Origin of the sequence: uncultured Buchnera sp., from assembly GCF_913776765.1 — a bacterium.
GTDB lineage: Bacteria > Pseudomonadota > Gammaproteobacteria > Enterobacterales > Enterobacteriaceae > Buchnera > Buchnera aphidicola_AO.
In genome coordinates this window covers 39,025-58,645 of record NZ_CAJYPO010000001.1, presented here as the reverse complement: position 1 = coordinate 58,645, position 19,621 = coordinate 39,025, and the positions used below count along the sequence as shown (strand labels likewise).

General features: G+C 26.5%; 17 protein-coding genes and 1 tRNA gene. 8 read left to right on the top strand and 10 right to left on the bottom strand.

Features of this window, described 5'->3' with window-relative positions; all coding sequences use genetic code 11:
• Nucleotides 1–45 precede the first annotated feature (45 nt).
• Nucleotides 46–1,416 carry a tRNA uridine-5-carboxymethylaminomethyl(34) synthesis GTPase MnmE gene (mnmE, locus tag QZ401_RS00275; protein ID WP_295163973.1) on the top strand — a complete coding sequence of 457 codons (1,371 nt, stop codon included), beginning with the start codon at nt 46–48 and terminating at the stop codon, nt 1,414–1,416.
• 6 nt (nt 1,417–1,422) lie between these two features.
• Here mnmE and QZ401_RS00270 read toward each other — a convergent pair.
• A tRNA-Phe gene (locus QZ401_RS00270) sits at nt 1,423–1,495 on the bottom strand.
• Between the two features lie 243 nt (nt 1,496–1,738).
• On the opposite strand from QZ401_RS00270, the gene QZ401_RS00265 reads away from it, so the two are divergent.
• A complete protein-coding gene (locus QZ401_RS00265; protein WP_295163971.1) occupies nt 1,739–2,029 on the top strand; it encodes a co-chaperone GroES in 291 nt (96 codons plus the stop codon).
• A gap of 70 nt (nt 2,030–2,099) precedes the next feature.
• Complete coding sequence (groL, locus tag QZ401_RS00260; protein ID WP_295163969.1) at nt 2,100–3,746, top strand: chaperonin GroEL; 1,647 nt, start codon at nt 2,100–2,102, stop codon at nt 3,744–3,746.
• Between the two features lie 119 nt (nt 3,747–3,865).
• Here the strand turns inward: groL and epmB are convergent, their stop codons facing one another.
• Nucleotides 3,866–4,879, bottom strand: coding sequence for an EF-P beta-lysylation protein EpmB (gene epmB, locus QZ401_RS00255; protein WP_295163967.1), 1,014 nt, complete (start codon nt 4,877–4,879; stop codon nt 3,866–3,868).
• Nucleotides 4,880–4,904: 25 nt separating this feature from the next.
• Here epmB and efp point away from each other — a divergent pair, with 25 nt between their 5' ends.
• Nucleotides 4,905–5,471, top strand: a complete 567-nt coding sequence (gene efp, locus QZ401_RS00250) for an elongation factor P (protein ID WP_295163966.1) — start codon at nt 4,905–4,907, stop codon at nt 5,469–5,471.
• A gap of 23 nt (nt 5,472–5,494) precedes the next feature.
• On the opposite strand, the gene dnaC is transcribed toward efp, so the two are convergent.
• From dnaC to rsmD, 3 genes are read right to left on the bottom strand one after another with little or no spacing between them, the layout of a single operon-like run.
• Nucleotides 5,495–6,235 carry a DNA replication protein DnaC gene (dnaC, locus tag QZ401_RS00245; RefSeq protein ID WP_158336820.1) on the bottom strand — a complete coding sequence of 247 codons (741 nt, stop codon included), beginning with the start codon at nt 6,233–6,235 and terminating at the stop codon, nt 5,495–5,497.
• Entirely contained in the window at nt 6,235–6,732 is a 498-nt protein-coding gene (gene dnaT / locus QZ401_RS00240) for a primosomal protein DnaT (protein WP_295163964.1), read from the bottom strand. The genes dnaC and dnaT overlap by 1 nt, the downstream gene beginning before the upstream one ends.
• Nucleotides 6,733–6,771: 39 nt before the next feature.
• On the bottom strand, nt 6,772–7,344 hold the full coding sequence (rsmD, locus tag QZ401_RS00235; protein ID WP_295163963.1) for a 16S rRNA (guanine(966)-N(2))-methyltransferase RsmD: 573 nt from the start codon (nt 7,342–7,344) through the stop codon (nt 6,772–6,774).
• A 131-nt stretch (nt 7,345–7,475) separates the two neighbouring features.
• Between rsmD and ftsY the strand changes: the two genes are divergently transcribed.
• Together ftsY and rpoH are read left to right on the top strand one after the other, a co-directional pair.
• Nucleotides 7,476–8,519 (top strand): signal recognition particle-docking protein FtsY, encoded by a 1,044-nt coding sequence (ftsY, locus tag QZ401_RS00230; protein ID WP_295163962.1) that lies wholly within the window; start codon nt 7,476–7,478, stop codon nt 8,517–8,519.
• A gap of 153 nt (nt 8,520–8,672) precedes the next feature.
• Entirely contained in the window at nt 8,673–9,530 is an 858-nt protein-coding gene (gene rpoH / locus QZ401_RS00225) for an RNA polymerase sigma factor RpoH (protein WP_295163960.1), read from the top strand.
• Nucleotides 9,531–9,679: 149 nt separating this feature from the next.
• Here rpoH and glmS read toward each other — a convergent pair whose 3' ends face one another.
• Both glmS and glmU read right to left on the bottom strand, forming a co-directional pair.
• Nucleotides 9,680–11,506, bottom strand: coding sequence for a glutamine--fructose-6-phosphate transaminase (isomerizing) (glmS, locus tag QZ401_RS00220; protein ID WP_295163958.1), 1,827 nt, complete (start codon nt 11,504–11,506; stop codon nt 9,680–9,682).
• 63 nt (nt 11,507–11,569) lie between these two features.
• A complete protein-coding gene (gene glmU, locus QZ401_RS00215; RefSeq protein ID WP_295163957.1) occupies nt 11,570–12,955 on the bottom strand; it encodes a bifunctional UDP-N-acetylglucosamine diphosphorylase/glucosamine-1-phosphate N-acetyltransferase GlmU in 1,386 nt (461 codons plus the stop codon).
• Nucleotides 12,956–13,099: 144 nt separating this feature from the next.
• On the opposite strand from glmU, the gene QZ401_RS00210 reads away from it, so the two are divergent.
• The gene (locus QZ401_RS00210) at nt 13,100–13,903 is read left to right on the top strand and encodes a Cof-type HAD-IIB family hydrolase (protein ID WP_295163955.1); all 804 of its coding nucleotides are present in this window, start codon (nt 13,100–13,102) and stop codon (nt 13,901–13,903) included.
• A 5-nt stretch (nt 13,904–13,908) separates the two neighbouring features.
• On the opposite strand, the gene metR is transcribed toward QZ401_RS00210, so the two are convergent.
• Nucleotides 13,909–14,847 (bottom strand): HTH-type transcriptional regulator MetR, encoded by a 939-nt coding sequence (metR, locus tag QZ401_RS00205; RefSeq protein WP_295163953.1) that lies wholly within the window; start codon nt 14,845–14,847, stop codon nt 13,909–13,911.
• Between the two features lie 143 nt (nt 14,848–14,990).
• Between metR and metE the strand changes: the two genes are divergently transcribed.
• Nucleotides 14,991–17,273 (top strand): 5-methyltetrahydropteroyltriglutamate--homocysteine S-methyltransferase, encoded by a 2,283-nt coding sequence (metE, locus tag QZ401_RS00200; protein ID WP_295163951.1) that lies wholly within the window; start codon nt 14,991–14,993, stop codon nt 17,271–17,273.
• A gap of 177 nt (nt 17,274–17,450) precedes the next feature.
• Here metE and purH read toward each other — a convergent pair whose 3' ends face one another.
• Both purH and QZ401_RS00190 read right to left on the bottom strand, forming a co-directional pair.
• Entirely contained in the window at nt 17,451–19,031 is a 1,581-nt protein-coding gene (gene purH, locus QZ401_RS00195; protein ID WP_295163949.1) for a bifunctional phosphoribosylaminoimidazolecarboxamide formyltransferase/IMP cyclohydrolase, read from the bottom strand.
• A 142-nt stretch (nt 19,032–19,173) separates the two neighbouring features.
• Complete coding sequence (locus QZ401_RS00190; protein ID WP_295163948.1) at nt 19,174–19,446, bottom strand: HU family DNA-binding protein; 273 nt, start codon at nt 19,444–19,446, stop codon at nt 19,174–19,176.
• Nucleotides 19,447–19,621: the final 175 nt, after the last annotated feature.

Sequence of the window (19,621 nt, the reverse complement as noted above, 5' to 3'; positions counted from 1 at the left end):
TAAAAATTACCTGTTTTTTTTATTTAAAGATTAAGAAAATATTTTATGATTCAAAATGAAACTATTATTGCTCAAGTTACTTGTCCTGGAAAAAGTTCTGTTGGAATATTGAGAGTTTCAGGAATTTATGCAGATCAGGTTGCTATGAAAGTATTAGGTAAAGTTCCTAAGCCAAGATTTGCTACTTATTCAAAATTTTTTGATAAAAATAAAAAAGTATTAGATGAAGGTATATCTTTATGGTTTCCGGCACCTTTTTCTTTCACAGGTGAAAATGTACTAGAATTACAATGTCATGGTAGTCCATTTATTATGGACTTATTAATGAAAAGAATTTTATGTATAAAAAATATTAAAATAAGAATAGCTCAACCAGGTGAATTTTGTCAACGTGCATTTTTAAATGGGAAAATAGATTTAATTCAAGCAGAAGCAATAGACGATTTAATTAATTCTGAAACAGAATCAGTTGTTCGAGCATCTTTAAACTCTTTACATGGAGCTTTTTCATTTCACATTCAAGAACTAATAAAAAAACTAATTGAATTTCGTACTAATATAGAAACAAGTATAGATTTTTCAGAAGAAAATATTGATTTTGATTTTAATGATCTTGTTACATCAAATTTTAAAGAATTGAATAATAAATTTTTAAAAATAAAGAATACAGTTTCAGAAGGTAGCTTGATAAGAGAAGCAAAAAAAATAGCAATTGTTGGACCACCGAACGCAGGGAAATCCAGTTTATTAAATGTTTTATCATGTCATGATAGAGCGATAGTTACTAGTTTTCCTGGTACAACACGTGATTTTCTTTATGAACATATAAATATTAATGGCGTTTCATGCGAAATAATTGATACTGCAGGTTTACGTAATACACAAGATGAAATTGAAAAAATTGGAATTCAACGTTCTTGGCAGATTATTAAAAATTCTGATCATATTCTTTACGTAATGGATAAAAGAATCAGTTTAGAAGATCAAAAAAAATTATCTATTCAGTTTATGAAAAAAATTTCTTCCTATAACATTAAAGAAGTAACTTTTATTTTAAACAAAAATGATTTAGTGGAAGATTTATTTGGAATTAAAAAAGTTGAAAATTTGTTATTTATCAGTATTTCTGCGCTTACAGGTCAAGGAATTGATATTTTAAAACAACATCTTTCAAATAGAGAAATAAACAAAAGTAAAGAAAGTCTTTTTATTGCTCGAAGACGTCATGTTCATCAAATTGATTTATCCTATTGCGAATTTTTAAAAGCTCGAAAAGATTGGTTCAAGTATAAAAATATTGAATTACTAGCTGAATCACTCAATATTATTAATAAATTTTTGGGAGAAATAACAGGTGAATTTACTTCTAGCGATTTATTAAAACGTATTTTTTCTACTTTTTGTATAGGAAAATAAAATTTTTGCCCGGAGGCGGAATTGAACCACCGACACGGGGATTTTCAGTCCCCTGCTCTACCGACTGAGCTATCCGGGCAATTTTGATATTAAATCATCAAAGATAAAACTTTGTCAATCTTTTTTTATATAAGTTGATTTTGAATTTTAATTTAATTAATTTATGATCTATTTTTAAGTATGAATTAAAAATTAAAAATAAAAAAATAATTTTTGCCCTTGAAAGTTTTAATAAGCATCCCTATATTTAAATATATAGAGGTTTTAAAAAAAATAATTTTTTAATATAATTAAAAAGAATTACTCACAGGAGTATTTTTATATGAAAATTCGTCCGTTGCATGATCGTGTACTTGTAAAACGTAACGAAGCAGAATTAAAGTCTGCAGGTGGTATTGTTCTTACAGGTTCTGCTGCAGGAAAATCTACTCGTGGAACGATTACAGCAGTTGGTAATGGCCGTGTACTAGATAATGGTCAAATTAAACCATTAGATGTTAAAGTTGGTGACGTTGTAATTTTTAATGAAGGTTATGGTGCAAAAACAGAAAAAATTGATAATGAAGAAATATTAATTTTAACTGAAAGTGACATTTTAGCAATTGTTGAATAGTAAACTAAAGTTAGTAAACTAAACTATATGCTATATCCATAAAAACAATATATTTAAGGAAATGTCAAAAATGGCCGCTAAAGATGTAAAATTTGGTAATGAAGCACGAATCAAAATGCTTCGCGGAGTAAATGTATTAGCAGATGCAGTTAAGGTGACTTTAGGTCCAAAAGGTAGAAACGTAGTTTTAGACAAGTCTTTTGGAGCACCTAGTATTACTAAAGACGGAGTATCAGTAGCTCGTGAAATTGAACTAGAAGATAAGTTTGAAAACATGGGAGCTCAAATGGTAAAAGAAGTTGCATCAAAAGCAAATGATGCAGCAGGTGATGGTACAACAACAGCTACGTTATTAGCACAATCTATAGTGAACGAAGGTTTAAAAGCTGTAGCAGCTGGAATGAATCCTATGGATTTAAAACGTGGAATTGATAAAGCTGTTATTAGTGCTGTTGAAGAATTAAAAAATTTGTCTGTACCGTGCTCAGATTCTAAAGCTATTACGCAAGTTGGTACTATTTCTGCAAACGCAGATGAAAAAGTTGGTGCTTTGATTGCAGAAGCAATGGAAAAAGTTGGTAACGATGGAGTTATTACAGTAGAAGAAGGAACAGGTCTTCAAAACGAACTTGAAGTCGTCAAAGGTATGCAGTTTGATAGAGGTTATCTATCTCCTTATTTTATTAATAAGCCGGAAACAGGTATTGTTGAATTAGAAAATCCATATATTTTAATGGCTGATAAAAAAATTTCTAATGTCCGCGAAATGTTACCAATATTAGAGTCTGTTGCAAAATCTGGAAAACCATTATTAATAATTTCAGAAGATTTAGAAGGAGAAGCGTTAGCTACTCTAGTAGTAAACTCGATGAGAGGCATTGTTAAAGTTGCTGCTGTAAAAGCTCCTGGATTTGGTGATAGACGTAAAGCAATGTTACAAGATATTTCTATTTTAACTGGCGGTTCTGTAATATCTGAAGAATTAGCTATGGATCTAGAAAAATCTACTTTAGAAGATTTAGGACAAGCGAAAAGAGTTGTAATTAATAAAGATACTACAACTATAATCGGTGGTGTTGGAGAAAAAGAAGCTATTCAAAGTCGTATTAGTCAAATTCGTCAAGAAATTCAAGAAGCCACTTCTGATTACGATAAAGAAAAGTTAAATGAACGTTTAGCTAAATTATCTGGCGGTGTTGCGGTACTTAAAGTAGGTGCGGCTACAGAAGTAGAGATGAAAGAGAAAAAAGCTCGAGTAGAAGATGCCTTACATGCTACTCGTGCTGCTGTAGAAGAAGGTGTTGTTGCTGGTGGGGGTGTTGCTTTAGTTCGTGTAGCTGGAAAAATATCTAATTTACGTGGTCATAATGAAGATCAAAATGTTGGTATTAGAGTAGCTCTTCGTGCAATGGAAGCTCCACTACGTCAAATTGTTTCAAATTCTGGTGAAGAACCTTCCGTAGTTACTAATAATGTAAAAGATGGAAAAGGTAACTATGGTTACAATGCTGCTACCGATGAATACGGTGACATGATTGATTTTGGTATATTAGATCCAACTAAAGTTACTAGATCTGCTTTACAATATGCTGCTTCTGTTGCTGGTTTAATGATTACAACAGAATGTATGGTGACTGATTTACCAAAAGAAGATAAATCTTCTGACGTTAGTTCATCTCCTGCTGGTGGAATGGGCGGAATGGGCGGAATGATGTAAAGATTTTTAGTTAATACTTTTTAAATTAATTTAAAGATATCTTTCCTCAGATCTATCTTTCTGAGGAAAGATTTTATTTTTTTAATTATTACTAAAAAAAATAAGATTAACTATTTATTTTAAATAATAATTAATTTATTATCTTTTGATCCATTGTCAAAAACTAATCTTGGTACTAAAAAACCTGATACCATTTTCATTAAATCTGATATAATAGATTTGGCTTTTTTATTTGAAACTAAAAAATGTGATGTTCCCTTGACTTTATCTAAAATATGTAAATAATATGGAATAATATTATTTTCACATAAAAGATTGCTTAGTTCCGCTAAAACGATAGCATCGTCGTTAATATTTTTTAGTAAAACACTTTGATTAAGTAAAATAACATTAGATTCTTTTAATTTTAATAGACTATCACTTAATTGTTTATTAATTTCTTGAGGATGATTAATGTGAGTCACAATAATAATTTTTAAAGTTGAATTAAAAAAAATTTGACAAAGATCAGAAGTTATTCGATTTGGTATTACAACAGGTAATCTAGTATGAATTCTTAACCTTTTTATATGTTTTATTCTAGATAAGCACGTAATAATCCATAGTAATTCATGATCTTTTGCCATTAATGGATCGCCTCCTGAAAGAATTACTTCGTTTAATTGTATGTTTTGACTAATATAATGAAGTATTTTCATCCAGTTTTTTTTATTTCCCTTATTTGTTTCATATGGAAAATGTTTTCTAAAACAATATCTACAATTGATGGCACAATTTGTTTTTAACATCCATAGTACTCGATCTTTATATTTATGTAATAATCCTGGTAAAACAATATTTTTTCTTTCTTTTATAGGATCTTCATTAAATTCTAAATTATTTAAAAATTCTTGATTATTTGTAATGACTTGTAATAATAATGGATCTTCAGGATCTTTTTTTCGCATTCTTGATGCGAAAGAATAAGGAACACGAAATGGGAAAAGTTTTCTTGATTCAGCATCGTAATATTTTGGATGTTGTTCTAAATGAAGAAATTTTAATAATTTTTTTGGTTCAATAATAGAATTTGAAATTTCATATAACCAAGAATCTTTTTTTTTATTTATTTTTTTTGTTGTTTGAAGTTTCATTAATTTATTTAAAATAGAGGTTTTTATGAGAGTATATCATAGTAATAATTTTCGTTCAGGTCGTAAAATTATTTTTGAAAAAGAACCCTGTTTGATAGAATCTAGTGAATTTGTTAAACCAGGAAAAGGTCAAGCTTTTGTTCGTGTAAAATTAAGAAAATTATTAACAAAGCAATTAATAGAAAAGACATTTAAATCTACAGATTCTTTAGAAATTGCCGATGTTTTAGAATGTACGTTGTCTTATTTATATAACGATGGTCATTTTTGGTATTTTATTAATAATAATAATTTTGAAGAATTATCAGTAGATAAAAAAATTGTTGGTGTTAATAAAAAATGGTTATTAGAACAAGATACATGTGTTGTTACTTTTTGGAATAATCAACCAATTTCTATTACACCTAATATTTTTGTAGAACTTAAAGTTATAGATACGGAAATAACTTTAAAGAGTGATACAGTAAATACTGCTACTAAACTAGCTAAATTAAGTACAGGTGCTATTCTTAAAGTTCCTTTATTTATACAAAATGGCTCACTTATTAAAGTAGACACTCGATCTGGTGAATATGTATCTAGAATTAAATAAAAATTATTTATTTCTAATTATTATTAATATTCATTACCTTTTACATATTGTCTATAGCTATCCCATTCAAAAGTTAACCATAAACTATTACCTAGACGCATTCTGTCAATAACTCTTTCGCCTAATAAACTTTTCATACCTTTATGATCTAAATTAGATAACATTCCAGTAGAACGTTTAGAAGATGATCGTCTATCAACAATTTGATTGATGATTACTTTCTCATAACGTGATTCAGTCTGCATACCAATTTCATCAATCATTAATAAATCAACGCTACTAAGATTATGTAATAAATTTTCTTCAGTAATATTACTAGTACCACTAAATGTTCCTTTCATATTGGACATTAAATCTGCTACTGTGACAATTAAGATACTTTTTCCATGTAAAATTAAATAATTACCTATAGCAGATGCCAAGTGATTTTTTCCAGTCCCTGGCCTTCCTGAAAAAATAAAACTTGCAATGTTTTCATTAAATTCTTCAGCATAACGTTTTGCTGCTTTAAGTACTTTTCTTTGTCCATCATGCTCAATTCTATAGTTTTCAAAAGAGCAATTCATATATAATTCACGTATTCCTGATCTTCCTAAAACACGTTGCATTTTCATAGCTTTATTTTCACGTAGTATAGATTCAGAAGATAATCTACCCTGTTCTTGATTCCAAGCTAATAAATCTTGGTCACTTTCAAACTTTGGTTTAATATTATTAGGCATAAGACGTTGAAGACGTTTAAAAAATTCAGTATAAAATGTCATTATTTTCCTCTAAATCCATCAGGTGTTTTTTGATCAGGTACTGGTATATCAGTAATATCTCTTTTTTGTTTAATTAAATTCATAGATCGACTTCGTTCTAAACTTCGAGCTAATTTTTGTTGCCATTGTATATGATGAAAAAATAAACCTTCTGCTTCCCAATAAGAAATGAAGGAAGCAAGTTCGTATTTTGAAACTTCTTCGCTTAATGATATCCCCCATAATGCAGCTTTTTGAATAAAATCTTTGTCAGGAATCCAATTAGAATACATTGGAAATTTTTCTATAACTTTTTTCTCTTTTTTTGTTGTTTCATTTTTTAAACTGTATTTTTCAATATCAAATAAATTTTTTAAAACTTTTGGTGTTATTACATAAAATAAAGTTTTTTTATTTTTCGATATGGCTATAGTGCCATTGTTTTCTGTTTCTACAATTTGAATGGGATTTTTACAAAATAAGTCAAGAGTTATATTTTTTGAAACTAAAATTTTCATGAATATTTGGTCCTGTTTATTTTTATGAAAGTCATTTTTTTACATGTTAAAAAAATAAAGATAGCATGCTATACTATTTGTAGTTTTTTTTTTATATAAAGTCCAATTTTTAGATATAACGAAAGAGTTATTTTTTTCTTTTTCTATATAAATTAACGATTTTTTTTTCATCCATTTTTCTTTTTCTAATAAAAAAAGAGTTCGGTCAACTAACTTTTGATTATATGGTGGATCTATAAATATTATATCATACGGTCGTTTGTTTTTTTTAAGCCAATCGAGAGTATTGGTATGTATAATTTCTAAGTTCGATATATTTAATCTTTTTATATTATCTTTTAGTGAAAGTACTGTTTTTTTTTCTATTTCCAATAGAGTTACAAATTTTGCGTCTCTAGATACAGCTTCTATTCCTAATGAACCACTACCTGCAAAACAATCTAAACAACGAGCATTTTTAATGTATACAGATAACCAATTAAACAGCGTTTCTCGTATTCTATTAGTCGTTGGTCTTATATTTAAACTGTTTTTAATAAATATTTTTTTTCCCTTTAATTTTCCAGCAATAATATGAATTCTTCCGTTTTTTTTTAAAAAAGCATTGTGCATTTTTTTATATTTTTTTATATTATTAATATAATTTATTTTATTATTAAATATAATTTAAATAAATATTTAATTTTTAGTTTTTTAAGTTATAAATAAAATAATTATTATTTGTTTAAATTAGGAGTAATAAAATGAATAGTGATAAAAAAAATAGTTTTTTTTCTTGGATAAATTCTAAGATAAAGAAAAAAAATAAAGAAAATATATCTTTAAATAAAGAAAAAGACAGTATCGATAATGTAAAAAATATCGCCAATAAAAAAATAAATTTTCTATTTAAATTAAAGAAAAGTTTGAATAAAACTAAAAATTTTTTTGGTGATGGAATCAATCGCATTTTTTTGTCAAAAAAAATAGATGATGCTCTTTTTGAAGAATTAGAAGAAACTATGCTTCTTTCCGATATTGGTGTTCATACTACAGATCAGATTATCAATAAATTAATTGATGATGCAACGCATAAAGAGTTAAAAAATCCTGAAAAAATTTATTTTCTTTTAAAAGAAAATATGTATTCTATTTTGAAAAAAGTAGAAAGACCTTTAGAAATATCTAATCATATTCCATTTGTTATTTTAGTAGTAGGGATAAATGGAACAGGAAAAACTACAACAGTTTCTAAATTGGCAACAAAATATAAATTAGAAGGAAAATCCGTAATGCTGGCAGCAGCAGATACATTTCGTGCTGCTGGTATAGAACAACTACAAACATTAGGAAAATTAAATAATATTCCTGTTATAGCTCAATCTTCTGGATCAGATCCAGCTGCAGTAGCTTTTGATGCACTAAAATCTGCTATATCAAAAAAAATAGATGTTTTAATCATTGATACTGCTGGAAGATTACATAACAAATTATATTTGTTAGAAGAATTAAAAAAGATAATTAGAGTTATTAAAAAATTAAACTTATCTGCTCCACATGAAATTATGCTGGTTATTGATGCTTGTAATGGCCAAAATACGATTAAGCAAACAGAAATGTTTCATAAAGCAATAAACTTAACAGGATTAGTTATTGCGAAACTTGATGGAACAGCAAAAGGAGGAGTTGTTTTTTCTTTAGCTAATCAATTTTTAATTCCTATTCGTTATATTGGAGTTGGTGAAAAAACAACGGATTTAGTTGTTTTTAACAGTAATGATTTCATTCAATCTATTTTTATTAAATGATAAACTTAAAATTTTTTATACTTAATTTAGAATTTTATTTTTTATAATTAGTATTTTCATAAAATTTTGATTTTAATTTTTAATTAAAGTATGATGAAGTAATCCCACATATTCATGATTAATTAAATATATTTTATCAATGCGGGAATTAAAATGACTAATAAACTACAGATTTTATCTGTAACAGCACTAGGTAATTTAGATGCTTATATTAGAATAGCTAATCTATGGCCAATGTTATCTATTGAAGAAGAAAAATCATTAACTAAACGTTTACGCTATAACGGTGATTTAGATGCTGCAAAAACTTTGATTCTTTCTCATCTTCGTTTTGTTATTCATATTTCACGTAATTATTCAGGATACGGTTTACTTCAAGCTGATTTAATACAAGAAGGTAATATAGGTTTAATGAAAGCCGTAAGTAGATTCAATCCAGAAATAGGAGTACGTCTTGTTTCTTTTGCTGTACATTGGATTAAATCAGAAATACATGAATATGTATTACGTAATTGGAGAATTGTAAAAGTAGCAACAACTAAGTCTCAAAGAAAATTATTTTTTAATTTAAGAAAAAATAAAAAAAGATTAGGTTGGTTTAACGAAGAAGAAATTGAAATAGTTGCTCAAGAATTAGGTGTAAGCAGTGAAGATGTTAGAGAAATGGAATCTAGAATGTCAGCGCAAGATATAACTTTTAATCCATTTCCGGAAGAAGATTTAAAGGACGGGAAAATTAATGGAAATATGTTATATTTGCAAGATAAAACATCTAATTTTGCCAATGGATTAGAACAAGATAATTGGGATAAGCATACTACAAGTAAATTAAGTAATGCCTTATTAAGATTAGATGAGCGCAGTCGAAATATTATTCATGCACGTTGGTTAGATAAGAAGAAAAAAAACACTCTGCAAACAATCGCAAAAAATTATGGAATTTCTGCCGAACGCGTTCGACAATTAGAAAAAAATGCTATGAAAAAATTAAAAATAGATATAGAAAATTAAATATATATCTAATAATGTGAAGAATTTTTAATTTTAGATGGTTATCTACATAGAGTATGAGATTGAGTGTCTTAAAATTAATAGCTCATACTCTTTTTTAACAAAAAAAGTTAACTTTATTTTGTTAAAAATAAAAATTAAAAAATTTTTTATTCTACTGTAACTGATTTTGCAAGATTTCTTGGTTGATCAATGTTTTTTCCCTTACTTAAGGCAATATAATAAGCAAGTAATTGCAATGGAATTATATATAAAATAGGTGCTATTATTTCTTCTACATAAGGAATTTTTATAATAGTCATATTTTTTTCTAAATCAATTTCTTGATCTGAAAAAACATAAATCACACCACCTCTTGCGCATATTTCTTTAATATTTTTTTTTGTTTTTTCAAGTAATGAATTTTTTGGAGCTGTAATAATAACTGGTATATTTTTATCGATTAATGCAAGAGGACCATGCTTAAGTTCTCCAGAGGGATAAGCTTCGGCATGGATATAAGAAATTTCTTTTAATTTTAATGCTCCTTCCATGGCAATGGGATATTGATCTCCTCGTCCAAGATATAATATATTTTTTTTATTACTTAATTGATTTGCTATAGCTTTAATTAAAGTATTTTTTTTTAAAATTTCTTCTATTCTAAATGGTAAAACATTTAATGTTTTTGCAATTTTTTTTTCAATATCATCTTTTTGTTTTTTAAATTTTGTAATTTCTGCTACTAACATTAATAAAACAGTTAACTGCGTAGTAAAAGATTTTGTCGAAGCTACTCCTATTTCTATTCCTGCTTTAGTTAATAAATAACAATCAGATTCTTGCACTAAAGATGAACCCTGCATATTGCATATAGTTAAACTTCCTAAATAACCTAATTTTTTTGAGATTCTTAGTGCTGCTAGTGTATCTGCTGTTTCACCAGATTGTGACAAGGTAATAAAAACACTTTTTTTTCTGACTGCTAATTTTCGTGAAGAAAATTCAGACGCCATTTCAACATCACATGGAATATTAGCTAGTGATTCAAACCAATATCTAGAAACCATGGCGGCATGATAAGATGTACCACATGCTACTATTTGAATATGTTCTGCATTTAAAAAAAAACTTTTTTCTCTATTTCCTAATTCTGAAAAATTAATTGTATCTTTTTTTAAACGATTATTTAATGCATTGCGAATTGAAATAGGTTGTTCATATATCTCTTTTTCCATATAATGTTTATACTTACCTTTGTTTACTGGTTTATATTTTACATTGGATGTAATTTCTCTTCTTTTGATTATAAAACCATTTTTTTCAAAAATATTTATTTTTTTTCTTTCAACAACAGCAACGTCTCCTTCTTCCAAATATATAAAACGTTTCGTAATGTTTAATAGTGCAATTTGATCTGAAGCTATAAAGTTTTCTTCTATGCCCAATCCAATAACTAATGGACTTCCAGAACGTACTGCTATTAATCTTGATGAATTATATGCATCCATAACAACCATACTATAATTTCCATTTAGTTTTATTTTACTACGTTGTACAACTTCTGGAAGTGATTGTCCTGTTTTAGTTTGCTCCCAATGCAATAAGTGTGCAATTACCTCTGTATCTGTATCAGAATAAAATATATAACCTTTTTTTTCTAAAAAATTTCGTAACTTTAAATTGTTTTCGATAACACCATTATGAACTACAGCAATATGTGAGGATATATGTGGATGTGTATTTTTTTCAGAAACTTTTCCATGAGTAGCCCATCTGGTATGAGCAAGACCAATTTTACCAAATAGTTTTTTTTTCTTTACTTTTTTTGAAAGTTTATTTACCCTTCCTACGCATCGGATCCGAATAATATTGTCGTTTTGATTTATTATAGCTAATCCCGAAGAATCGTATCCTCGGTATTCTAGTTTTTGAATACCTTCGAGAAGAAAATCAATTATATTACGTTGTGTTACTGCAGCAACAATGCCACACATAGAAATATACCTTTTTAATTTTTAAAAAATAAATTTTTAATAAAAAATATCAATTATTTAATACTATTGATCAATTTTTTTTATATTTTTTTGAGGACGTATCCAGTTTTTTTTTTGTTTTTGTTCTTTATTATTATAAACTAAGCATGGTGTATCAACATCTTTAGTCAGAGTAGTTCCTGCTGCAATAGTTGCGTTTTTTGCAATTTTAATGGGTGCAATTAATTTTGTATTAGCACCTATTAAGACATTGTCACCAATAGTAGTTTTGAATTTATTTACACCATCATAATTGCATGTAATACTACCTGCTCCAACATTAACTTGAGAACCAATTTCAGAATTTCCAAAATAACTTAGATGTTTAATTTTAGATTCTTTTTTGATGATACTTTCTTTAATTTCAACAAAATTACCTATATGAATTTGATTATCTAATATAGTTTTAGGTCGTAAATGTGCGAAAGGACCTATAATGCATTTTTTTCCTATTTTGACGTTTTCTATAATTGTATATTCTTTAATTTCAGTTTGATTATCAATAAAACTATTTTTAATCACAGATCCAGCTCCAATTTTGACATTGTTTCCTAAAATAATATTTCCTTCTAATATAACACCAGTATCTATTTCTACATTTTTTCCATGTTTTAATATTCCTCTTAAAATAAAATGATCTGGATCTTTTAATGTTACACCTGAAATTAGTAAATTATTGATTTGTTTTTTTTGAAAAATTTTTTCTAAAATAGACAATTGTAGCTTATTATTTACACCTAATATTTCTTGATAGTTTAAAACTTGTACTGTTTTAATAGTATTTTTTTCTAAATTAGCAAAATAGATAATATCAGTCGCGTAAAATTCTTTTTTTATATTTTTGTTATTAACTTTATTTAGCCATCTTTTTAAATCTTTTCCATTTGCTATAAATATTCCAGAATATACCTCTTTGATTTTTTTTTCATGAAAATTTGCATCTTGTTCTTCTATTATTTTAATAACTTTCCCATTTTTTTTTAAAACTCGTCCATATCCATCAGGGTTTTTAGTACGAGCAGTTAATAAACTAATTTTAGATTTTTTTTTAGAATTAAATAGTTTTTTTATTGATTCAATTGAAATACATGGCATATCTCCGTAAAGAACCACTATATCATCATTGTCTGAAAAATTCTTAGACGCTGTTAGTATAGCATCCCCTGTTCCTTTTGGTTCTTTTTGAACAATCCAGTCTATCGACGTATCATTAATTGTAGATTCTATTGTTTTTTCTTTATTATTATAAACTAATATAATTTTTTTAGGTTTTATAGATTTTGCTATTTTTATAACGTGTTCTAGAATTGTTTTTCCACCTAATTTATGTAATACTTTAGGATAGCTAGATTTCATTCTTGTTCCTTTTCCAGCTGCTAGTATTACTACATTTATTTCTTTTTTTAACATTTATATATCCTTTTTTCATTTTTTATGAAATTATAATTTTTTTTTAAATCATTGATTTTTATGAAATTCTAAATTATTTTTTATATTTGTTATGATATATTTTTCACATGTTGAATATATATTTTTTTTTATAAAGGTTCTTTTATGTATCGAATTATTACGGTAGATTTAGATGGTACTTTACTTTCACCAGAAAATAAAATAACAAAATATACTGAAAAAATCATAAAATTGTTAATAGAAAAAGGTTTTTATTTTGTTTTCGCTTCAGGTCGTCATTACATTGATATCATGGAAATTAGAGATGCTTTGAATATAAAAATTTTTATGATTACTTCTAACGGAGCTCGAGTTTACGATTTAAATGATGTGTTAATTTTTGAAAATAATTTAAATAAAGAGATTGCTTTAAAATTATGCAAAATAAAATATTTAGATTCAGATATTATTACTCAAGTATATCGTAATGATCAATGGTATATAAATAATAATAAAATAGATAACAATTTTTGTCCTAACTTATCGTTGTTAAAATATAAATACTTTCATCCAGATATATTTAATTTTAATAAAGTAAGTAAAGTTTTTTTTACAAGTTATAATTTAAAAAAATTACAAAACCTTGAAAAAGAAATTACTTCTTCTTTCGGTGATCAAGTTAATGTGCATTTTTCTGTACCAGGTTGTTTAGAAGTTGTATCTGGAAAAGTTTCTAAAGGATATGGATTAAAATTAATATCTAAAATTTCAGGAGTTTCTTTAAAAGAGTTCATTACTTTTGGAGATGGAATGAATGATCAAGATATGCTTAGTATTTCTGGAAAAGCATGTATTATGCAAAATGCAGATTCGCGTTTGAAAAAAAAACTACCATATGCTGAAGTGATTGGAAGTAATAAAAATGATGGTGTTGCAGTTTTCTTAGATAAAAATTTTATAAGAAGATGAATTTATTAAATATTTTTAATTTTTTTAAAAAAATGAGGTTTTAATGCATCACGAATAAATTTTAAATGAGTACACGCATGTAAACGTATAGAATGAATAAAATTTTGTATGATTAATTCCTTTTGATCACCATCACGTATAGCAGCGTATAAGCGTTTCCATATTCCATTTCCTAACTTTTTTGTTACTATTAAACCTTGTTTTTCAAAAGTATCTACTACCCAATGCGGTAATGCAGTGATACCCATTTGTGCTGAAACCATTTGAATTAAAAGTAAAGTATTATTTACATTCTTAAATATTGGTACAATTCCAGCTGGTTGTAAAAAAAATTTCCATATATCTAATCTATCACGTTGAACAGGATATATCATAAGTATTTCAGATGTTAAATCTTCTGGAAGAATATTTTGTTTTTTTTGAGCTAAAGGATGGTGAGGTGATAATACTAAACGTACTTCAAAATCAAACATAGGAACATAAAATAAATGACTTCTTGGCAATACTTCTGAAGTTAATACAATATCTAGTTTTCCTTGTTGCAGAGATGGTTGAGGACTAAAAATCATATCTGAATAAAAATCTATTTCTACTCTTGGCCATCTTTTTTGAAAGATTTTTAATGCAGGTGTTAACCATTGAATACAACTATGACATTCAATGGCAAGTCTAATAGTCATATGATGATTTTTTTTGCAATTTTGTATTGCTTTATGAATTTTTGGTAATATTTCTTTTGATAATTGAAGTAAAATTGTACCTTGTATTGTAAATTTTATGGGGTGACTTTTCCTAATAAATAATTTAAAACCTAATTTTTTTTCTAACTCATTAAATTGATGAGAGATTGCTGATTGCGTTTGATGCAATTGAATTGCAGCTGCACTTAATGAACCGCTATTTTTTAAAGCTTGTAGTGTTCGAAGATGTTTTATTTCGATCATGAGAATCCTTCATATCGAGAATTAACTATTTGCGCTTGCGAATTTTACTTAATACTAGAATTATAAGATATCTGTTTTAAATAAATCAATATATAAAACTTTATTAATTAATAATTTAATTATAAATAGTAAGGGAAAAAAAGATGACTATTTTTAATCATACTCTTGGATTTCCAAGAATAGGTTTAAATCGCGAATTAAAAAAAGCTCAGGAAGATTATTGGTCTGGTAATATTCAATCTGAAGACTTATTATCCATAGGATCTCAATTGAGAAGAGAAAATTGGAAAAAACAAAAAGAAGCTGGGGTAGATTACATACCAGTTGGAGATTTTGCTTGGTATGATCATGTATTAAGTACTAGTATGATGTTAGGAAATATTCCTGAAAGACATCTTAATGTTAATAATGGTACAGTTGATTTAGATTGTTTGTTTCGAATTGCACGCGGTTTTTCTCCAGATGTTTCTGCTTCAGAAATGACTAAATGGTTCAATACAAATTATCATTATATAGTACCAGAATTTAATAAAAATAGAACATTAAAATTTTCGTGGAAGCAAATATTAGAAGAAACAGATGAAGCTTTATCATTAGGATATAAAGTAAAACCTGTAATTTTAGGGCCGATTACATATCTTTGGTTAGGAAAAATAAAAGGAGAACATTTTGATCGTTTAGATCTTCTTAAAAATATATTACCAATATATAAACAGGTTTTAAATGAGTTATCGAAACGTAATATTAATTTTGTTCAAATTGATGAACCTGCCTTAGTTTTAGATCTTCCAGAAAAATGGAAAAAAGCTTATTCTTATGTTTATGAATATTTATATGGAAAAACTAAAATACTATTAACAACATATTTTGATAGTATTGAGCATAATATAGAATACATTCGAAATTTACCTATTTATGGTATTCATATTGATTTAGTTTTTGGAAAATATGATTTATTTAATTTTAATTCTAAACTACCTAAAGAATGGATTTTATCTTTAGGAATAATTAATGGTAGAAATGTATGGCGTGCTGATCTTTTAAAATGGTTTAAAACTATTTCTACTATTTTAAAATTTCGTAAAAAATTATTAATTGGTTCATCTTGTTCTTTATTACATTCTCCTATTGATTTAAAAGAAGAAAAAAATTTGGATAAAGAATCTAAAAAATGGTTTTCTTTTGCTGTACAAAAGTGTACTGAACTATCTTTATTATCTAAATCATTAAATAAAAATGACATTAATGCTATTAAAAAATGGTGTTCACCTATTTATGAACGTGATTTTTCTAAAAGAGTACAAAATATTGAAGTTCAAAAACGGTTGTCTAAAGTTTTTAACACTAGTTTTGAACGCTCTCATTCTTATGAAATTCGATCTCAAGAACAGAAAAAGAAATTTAATTTACCTATTTTACCAACAACTACTATTGGATCTTTTCCACAAACACTCGAAATAAGAAAATTACGACGTGATTATAAATCAGGATTAATAAATAATACTGATTATGAAATAGGAATTAGAAAACATATTAAAGAAGTGATAAAAGTACAAGAACAATTAGATATAGATGTTTTAGTACACGGAGAATCTGAAAGAAATGATATGGTTGAGTATTTTGGTGAAAATTTGGATGGATTTGTCTTTACAGATAACGGATGGGTTCAAAGTTATGGTTCACGTTGTGTTAAACCTCCTATTATTGTCGGTGATATCAGTCGTTCAAAGTCAATAACTGTAAAATGGTCTAAATATGCTCAATCTTTAACCGATAAGCCAGTAAAAGGAATGTTGACAGGACCGGTAACTATTTTATTTTGGTCTTTTCCTAGAGAAGACATTTCATTAGAAAAAATTGCTAAACAAATTGCGTTAGCATTGCAAGATGAAGTATTAGATTTAGAAAAAGAAAAAATAGAAATTATTCAAATTGACGAGCCTGCATTACGAGAAGGTTTACCCTTGCGTAAAAGTTTATGGAAAGAATATTTGTCTTGGGCAGTGGATGCATTTCGTTTAAGTTCTTCAGGGGTGAAAGATACTACTCAAATTCATACACATATGTGTTATTGTGAATTTAATGATATTATGGATGCCATTGCTTTATTAGATGCTGACGTTATTACGATTGAAACTGCTCGTTCAGATATGGAATTATTGGAAGCATTTAAAACGTTTAACTATCCAAATGAAGTTGGTCCTGGAGTTTATGATATTCATTCCTCAAATATACCTAATATTGAATCAATTAATTTTTTATTAAGCAAAGCTATAGCCTATATTCCAGTAGAACGTATTTGGGTTAATCCAGATTGTGGTTTAAAAACTCGAAACTGGAATGAAACAATATCAGCATTAAAAAACATGGTTGATGCAGCGAAAGAAATGAGAGATCAAATTCAAAAAAACAACTTAAATAAATAAAATAAACTTTTTTCACATTTAAAATTTCATTAAATCATCTTTTAGATTATTTTTATTAAAAATAAAAATCTAAATGATGATTTAAGCAATTTATTTTTTAGATTTCTATATAAAATTTCTATTTAAAATATTTCTTATATTAATAGTTTAAAAAATAAAAAATTTTATAAATTTTAATTAATGTTTAAAATGACGTTTATTAGTAAAAATCATGCTTATATTATGTTCATTAGCAGATTGAATTACTTCTTTATCTCGAATAGAACCACCTGGTTGAATAATACAACTAATACCAACTAAAGCAGCATTATCTATCCCATCTCGAAAAGGGAAAAAAGCATCAGAAGCCATAATTGCTCCAATAGTATTATGATGATTTCGATCTTTTACTTTTAAATTTGCTAATTTAGTTGCATCAATTCTACTTGTTTGTCCTGCACCTATTCCAATGGTAGTTTTATTGGAACTATATACGACAGCATTCGATTTAACAAATTTAGCAACTTTCCAAGAAAAAATAGCATCTTCTAGTTCTTTTTGAGTAGGTAATCGATTTGTAACAAAATCAAAATTTTTTGTATTTACTTTATTAGAGTCGTATTCTTGTACAAGCAATCCATTAGTTATTCTCTTAAAATCTAAACCTTTTTTGCTTTTTTCAATTTTTCCACAAAGAATTAAACGTATGTTTTGTTTTTTTTGTACTATTTTTAGCGCTTCTTCATCTACTTCAGGAACAATAATAACTTCAACAAACTGTTTTGTAACAATTTCTTGAGCTGTTTTAAAATCTAATGTAGAATTAAAAGCAATTATCCCTCCAAAAGCTGAAATAGGATCTGAATTATAAGCAGATAAATATGCTTTTATAAGAGAGTTACTTTCTGAGACTCCGCAAGGATTTCCGTGTTTGACAATAACACATGTTGGTTCAGAAAATTCTTTTACGCATTCTAATGCTATATCAGCATCGCATATATTATTATAAGATAAATTTTTACCTTGTACCTGACGTGATGAACTAATTGTTCCAGATGTTAATATTTCTTTTTCTATATAAAATGAAGATTTTTGATGTTGATTTTCTCCATATCTTAAGTCTTGCTTTTTTATAAAATTTAATTTAATTTCATTTGGAAAAATATCATTTTGGTTTTTTTCTTTATAAGGATTATTTTTTAAAAAATATTTGAAAATTATTTCTTCATATAATGAAGTATACTCAAAAGCTTTAGTTGCTAAATCAAATCTTTTTTCTAAACTTATAGTTTTGTTATTAATTAATTTAATAACTGATTTGAAATCTGATAAATCTACTATAACTACAACATCTTTGTAATTTTTAGCAGCAGCACGGACAAGTGTCGGACCACCAATATCAATATTATCAATTACTTCTTCTATATTACATTCTTTTCGATTTTTTATTTTTTCAAATGGATAAAAATTAACAATTACCATATCTATAGGTATTAGACTATGTAATTTCATAATTTTTTGGTCTTTTTTTCTTCTACCTAAAATACCACCAATTATTTTAGGATGTAATGTTTTAACTCGTCCATCCATTATTTCAGGAAAATTTGTGTAATTTGATATTTCTGTAACAGGTATGTTATTTTTTTTTAAAACGTCAGCTGTCCCCCCTGTAGAAAGTAAATGTATTTTTTTTTCTGAAAGAATTTTTGATATTTCTAAGAGATTTGTTTTGTTTGATAAACTAATTAAAGCATTTTTTATAGTATTATTTAATGACATAATTTGTTTTCTTTTTTATAAAAATAATAACTGTGAATTAGTATAAATTTAAATTTTTTTTTATATGTAAAAATTTTTATTTTTTTAAGATATTTTACTATTAGGGGCATAATGCCCCTTTTTTATATTGTAATTCTATACATCACTTAATTGCGTTTTTTAATGTTTTTCCAGATGTAAAACTGGGAACTTTTGTTGCAGGAATAATCATTTCTTTTCCTGTTTGAGGGTTTCTTCCTGTTCGAGATGTTCTTAAATTTACTTTGAAAGTACCAAAACCTACTATTTGTACTGATTCACCTTTTTTTAAGGATTCAATAATAGCTGATAGTATTGTTTCTAAAGTAGATTTAACCTGTATTTTAGATAAATTAGATTGCTTAGAAATAATGTTAATTAACTGAGTTTTATTCATTATTTTCCCTTTTTTACTTAAAAAGTATTAATTAATTTAAATAAAAACAATTTATTTTTACACTCAAAATAAATTGTTTTTTAATACAAATTTTTGTATATTTTACAGATGAGATAATAAATATGTGTAATTCGATTTTTTTTAAAAATAGTTAATTAATATTAAAATTGTAAAA

Excerpts from the sequence above, each read along its gene's own strand:
- metR (WP_295163953.1), bottom strand. The coding sequence starts at position 14,847 with ATGATCGAAATAAAACATCTTCGAACACTACAAGCTTTAAAAAATAGC.
- ftsY (WP_295163962.1), top strand. The coding sequence starts at position 7,476 with ATGAATAGTGATAAAAAAAATAGTTTTTTTTCTTGGATAAATTCTAAG.
- dnaC (WP_158336820.1), bottom strand. The coding sequence starts at position 6,235 with ATGACATTTTATACTGAATTTTTTAAACGTCTTCAACGTCTTATGCCT.
- purH (WP_295163949.1), bottom strand. The coding sequence starts at position 19,031 with ATGTCATTAAATAATACTATAAAAAATGCTTTAATTAGTTTATCAAAC.
- rsmD (WP_295163963.1), bottom strand. The coding sequence starts at position 7,344 with ATGCACAATGCTTTTTTAAAAAAAAACGGAAGAATTCATATTATTGCT.
- rpoH (WP_295163960.1), top strand. The coding sequence starts at position 8,673 with ATGACTAATAAACTACAGATTTTATCTGTAACAGCACTAGGTAATTTA.
- QZ401_RS00265 (WP_295163971.1), top strand. The coding sequence starts at position 1,739 with ATGAAAATTCGTCCGTTGCATGATCGTGTACTTGTAAAACGTAACGAA.
- glmS (WP_295163958.1), bottom strand. The coding sequence starts at position 11,506 with ATGTGTGGCATTGTTGCTGCAGTAACACAACGTAATATAATTGATTTT.
- QZ401_RS00210 (WP_295163955.1), top strand. The coding sequence starts at position 13,100 with ATGTATCGAATTATTACGGTAGATTTAGATGGTACTTTACTTTCACCA.
- QZ401_RS00190 (WP_295163948.1), bottom strand. The coding sequence starts at position 19,446 with ATGAATAAAACTCAGTTAATTAACATTATTTCTAAGCAATCTAATTTA.
- metE (WP_295163951.1), top strand. The coding sequence starts at position 14,991 with ATGACTATTTTTAATCATACTCTTGGATTTCCAAGAATAGGTTTAAAT.
- mnmE (WP_295163973.1), top strand. The coding sequence starts at position 46 with ATGATTCAAAATGAAACTATTATTGCTCAAGTTACTTGTCCTGGAAAA.
- epmB (WP_295163967.1), bottom strand. The coding sequence starts at position 4,879 with ATGAAACTTCAAACAACAAAAAAAATAAATAAAAAAAAAGATTCTTGG.
- dnaT (WP_295163964.1), bottom strand. The coding sequence starts at position 6,732 with ATGAAAATTTTAGTTTCAAAAAATATAACTCTTGACTTATTTTGTAAA.
- groL (WP_295163969.1), top strand. The coding sequence starts at position 2,100 with ATGGCCGCTAAAGATGTAAAATTTGGTAATGAAGCACGAATCAAAATG.
- glmU (WP_295163957.1), bottom strand. The coding sequence starts at position 12,955 with ATGTTAAAAAAAGAAATAAATGTAGTAATACTAGCAGCTGGAAAAGGA.
- efp (WP_295163966.1), top strand. The coding sequence starts at position 4,905 with ATGAGAGTATATCATAGTAATAATTTTCGTTCAGGTCGTAAAATTATT.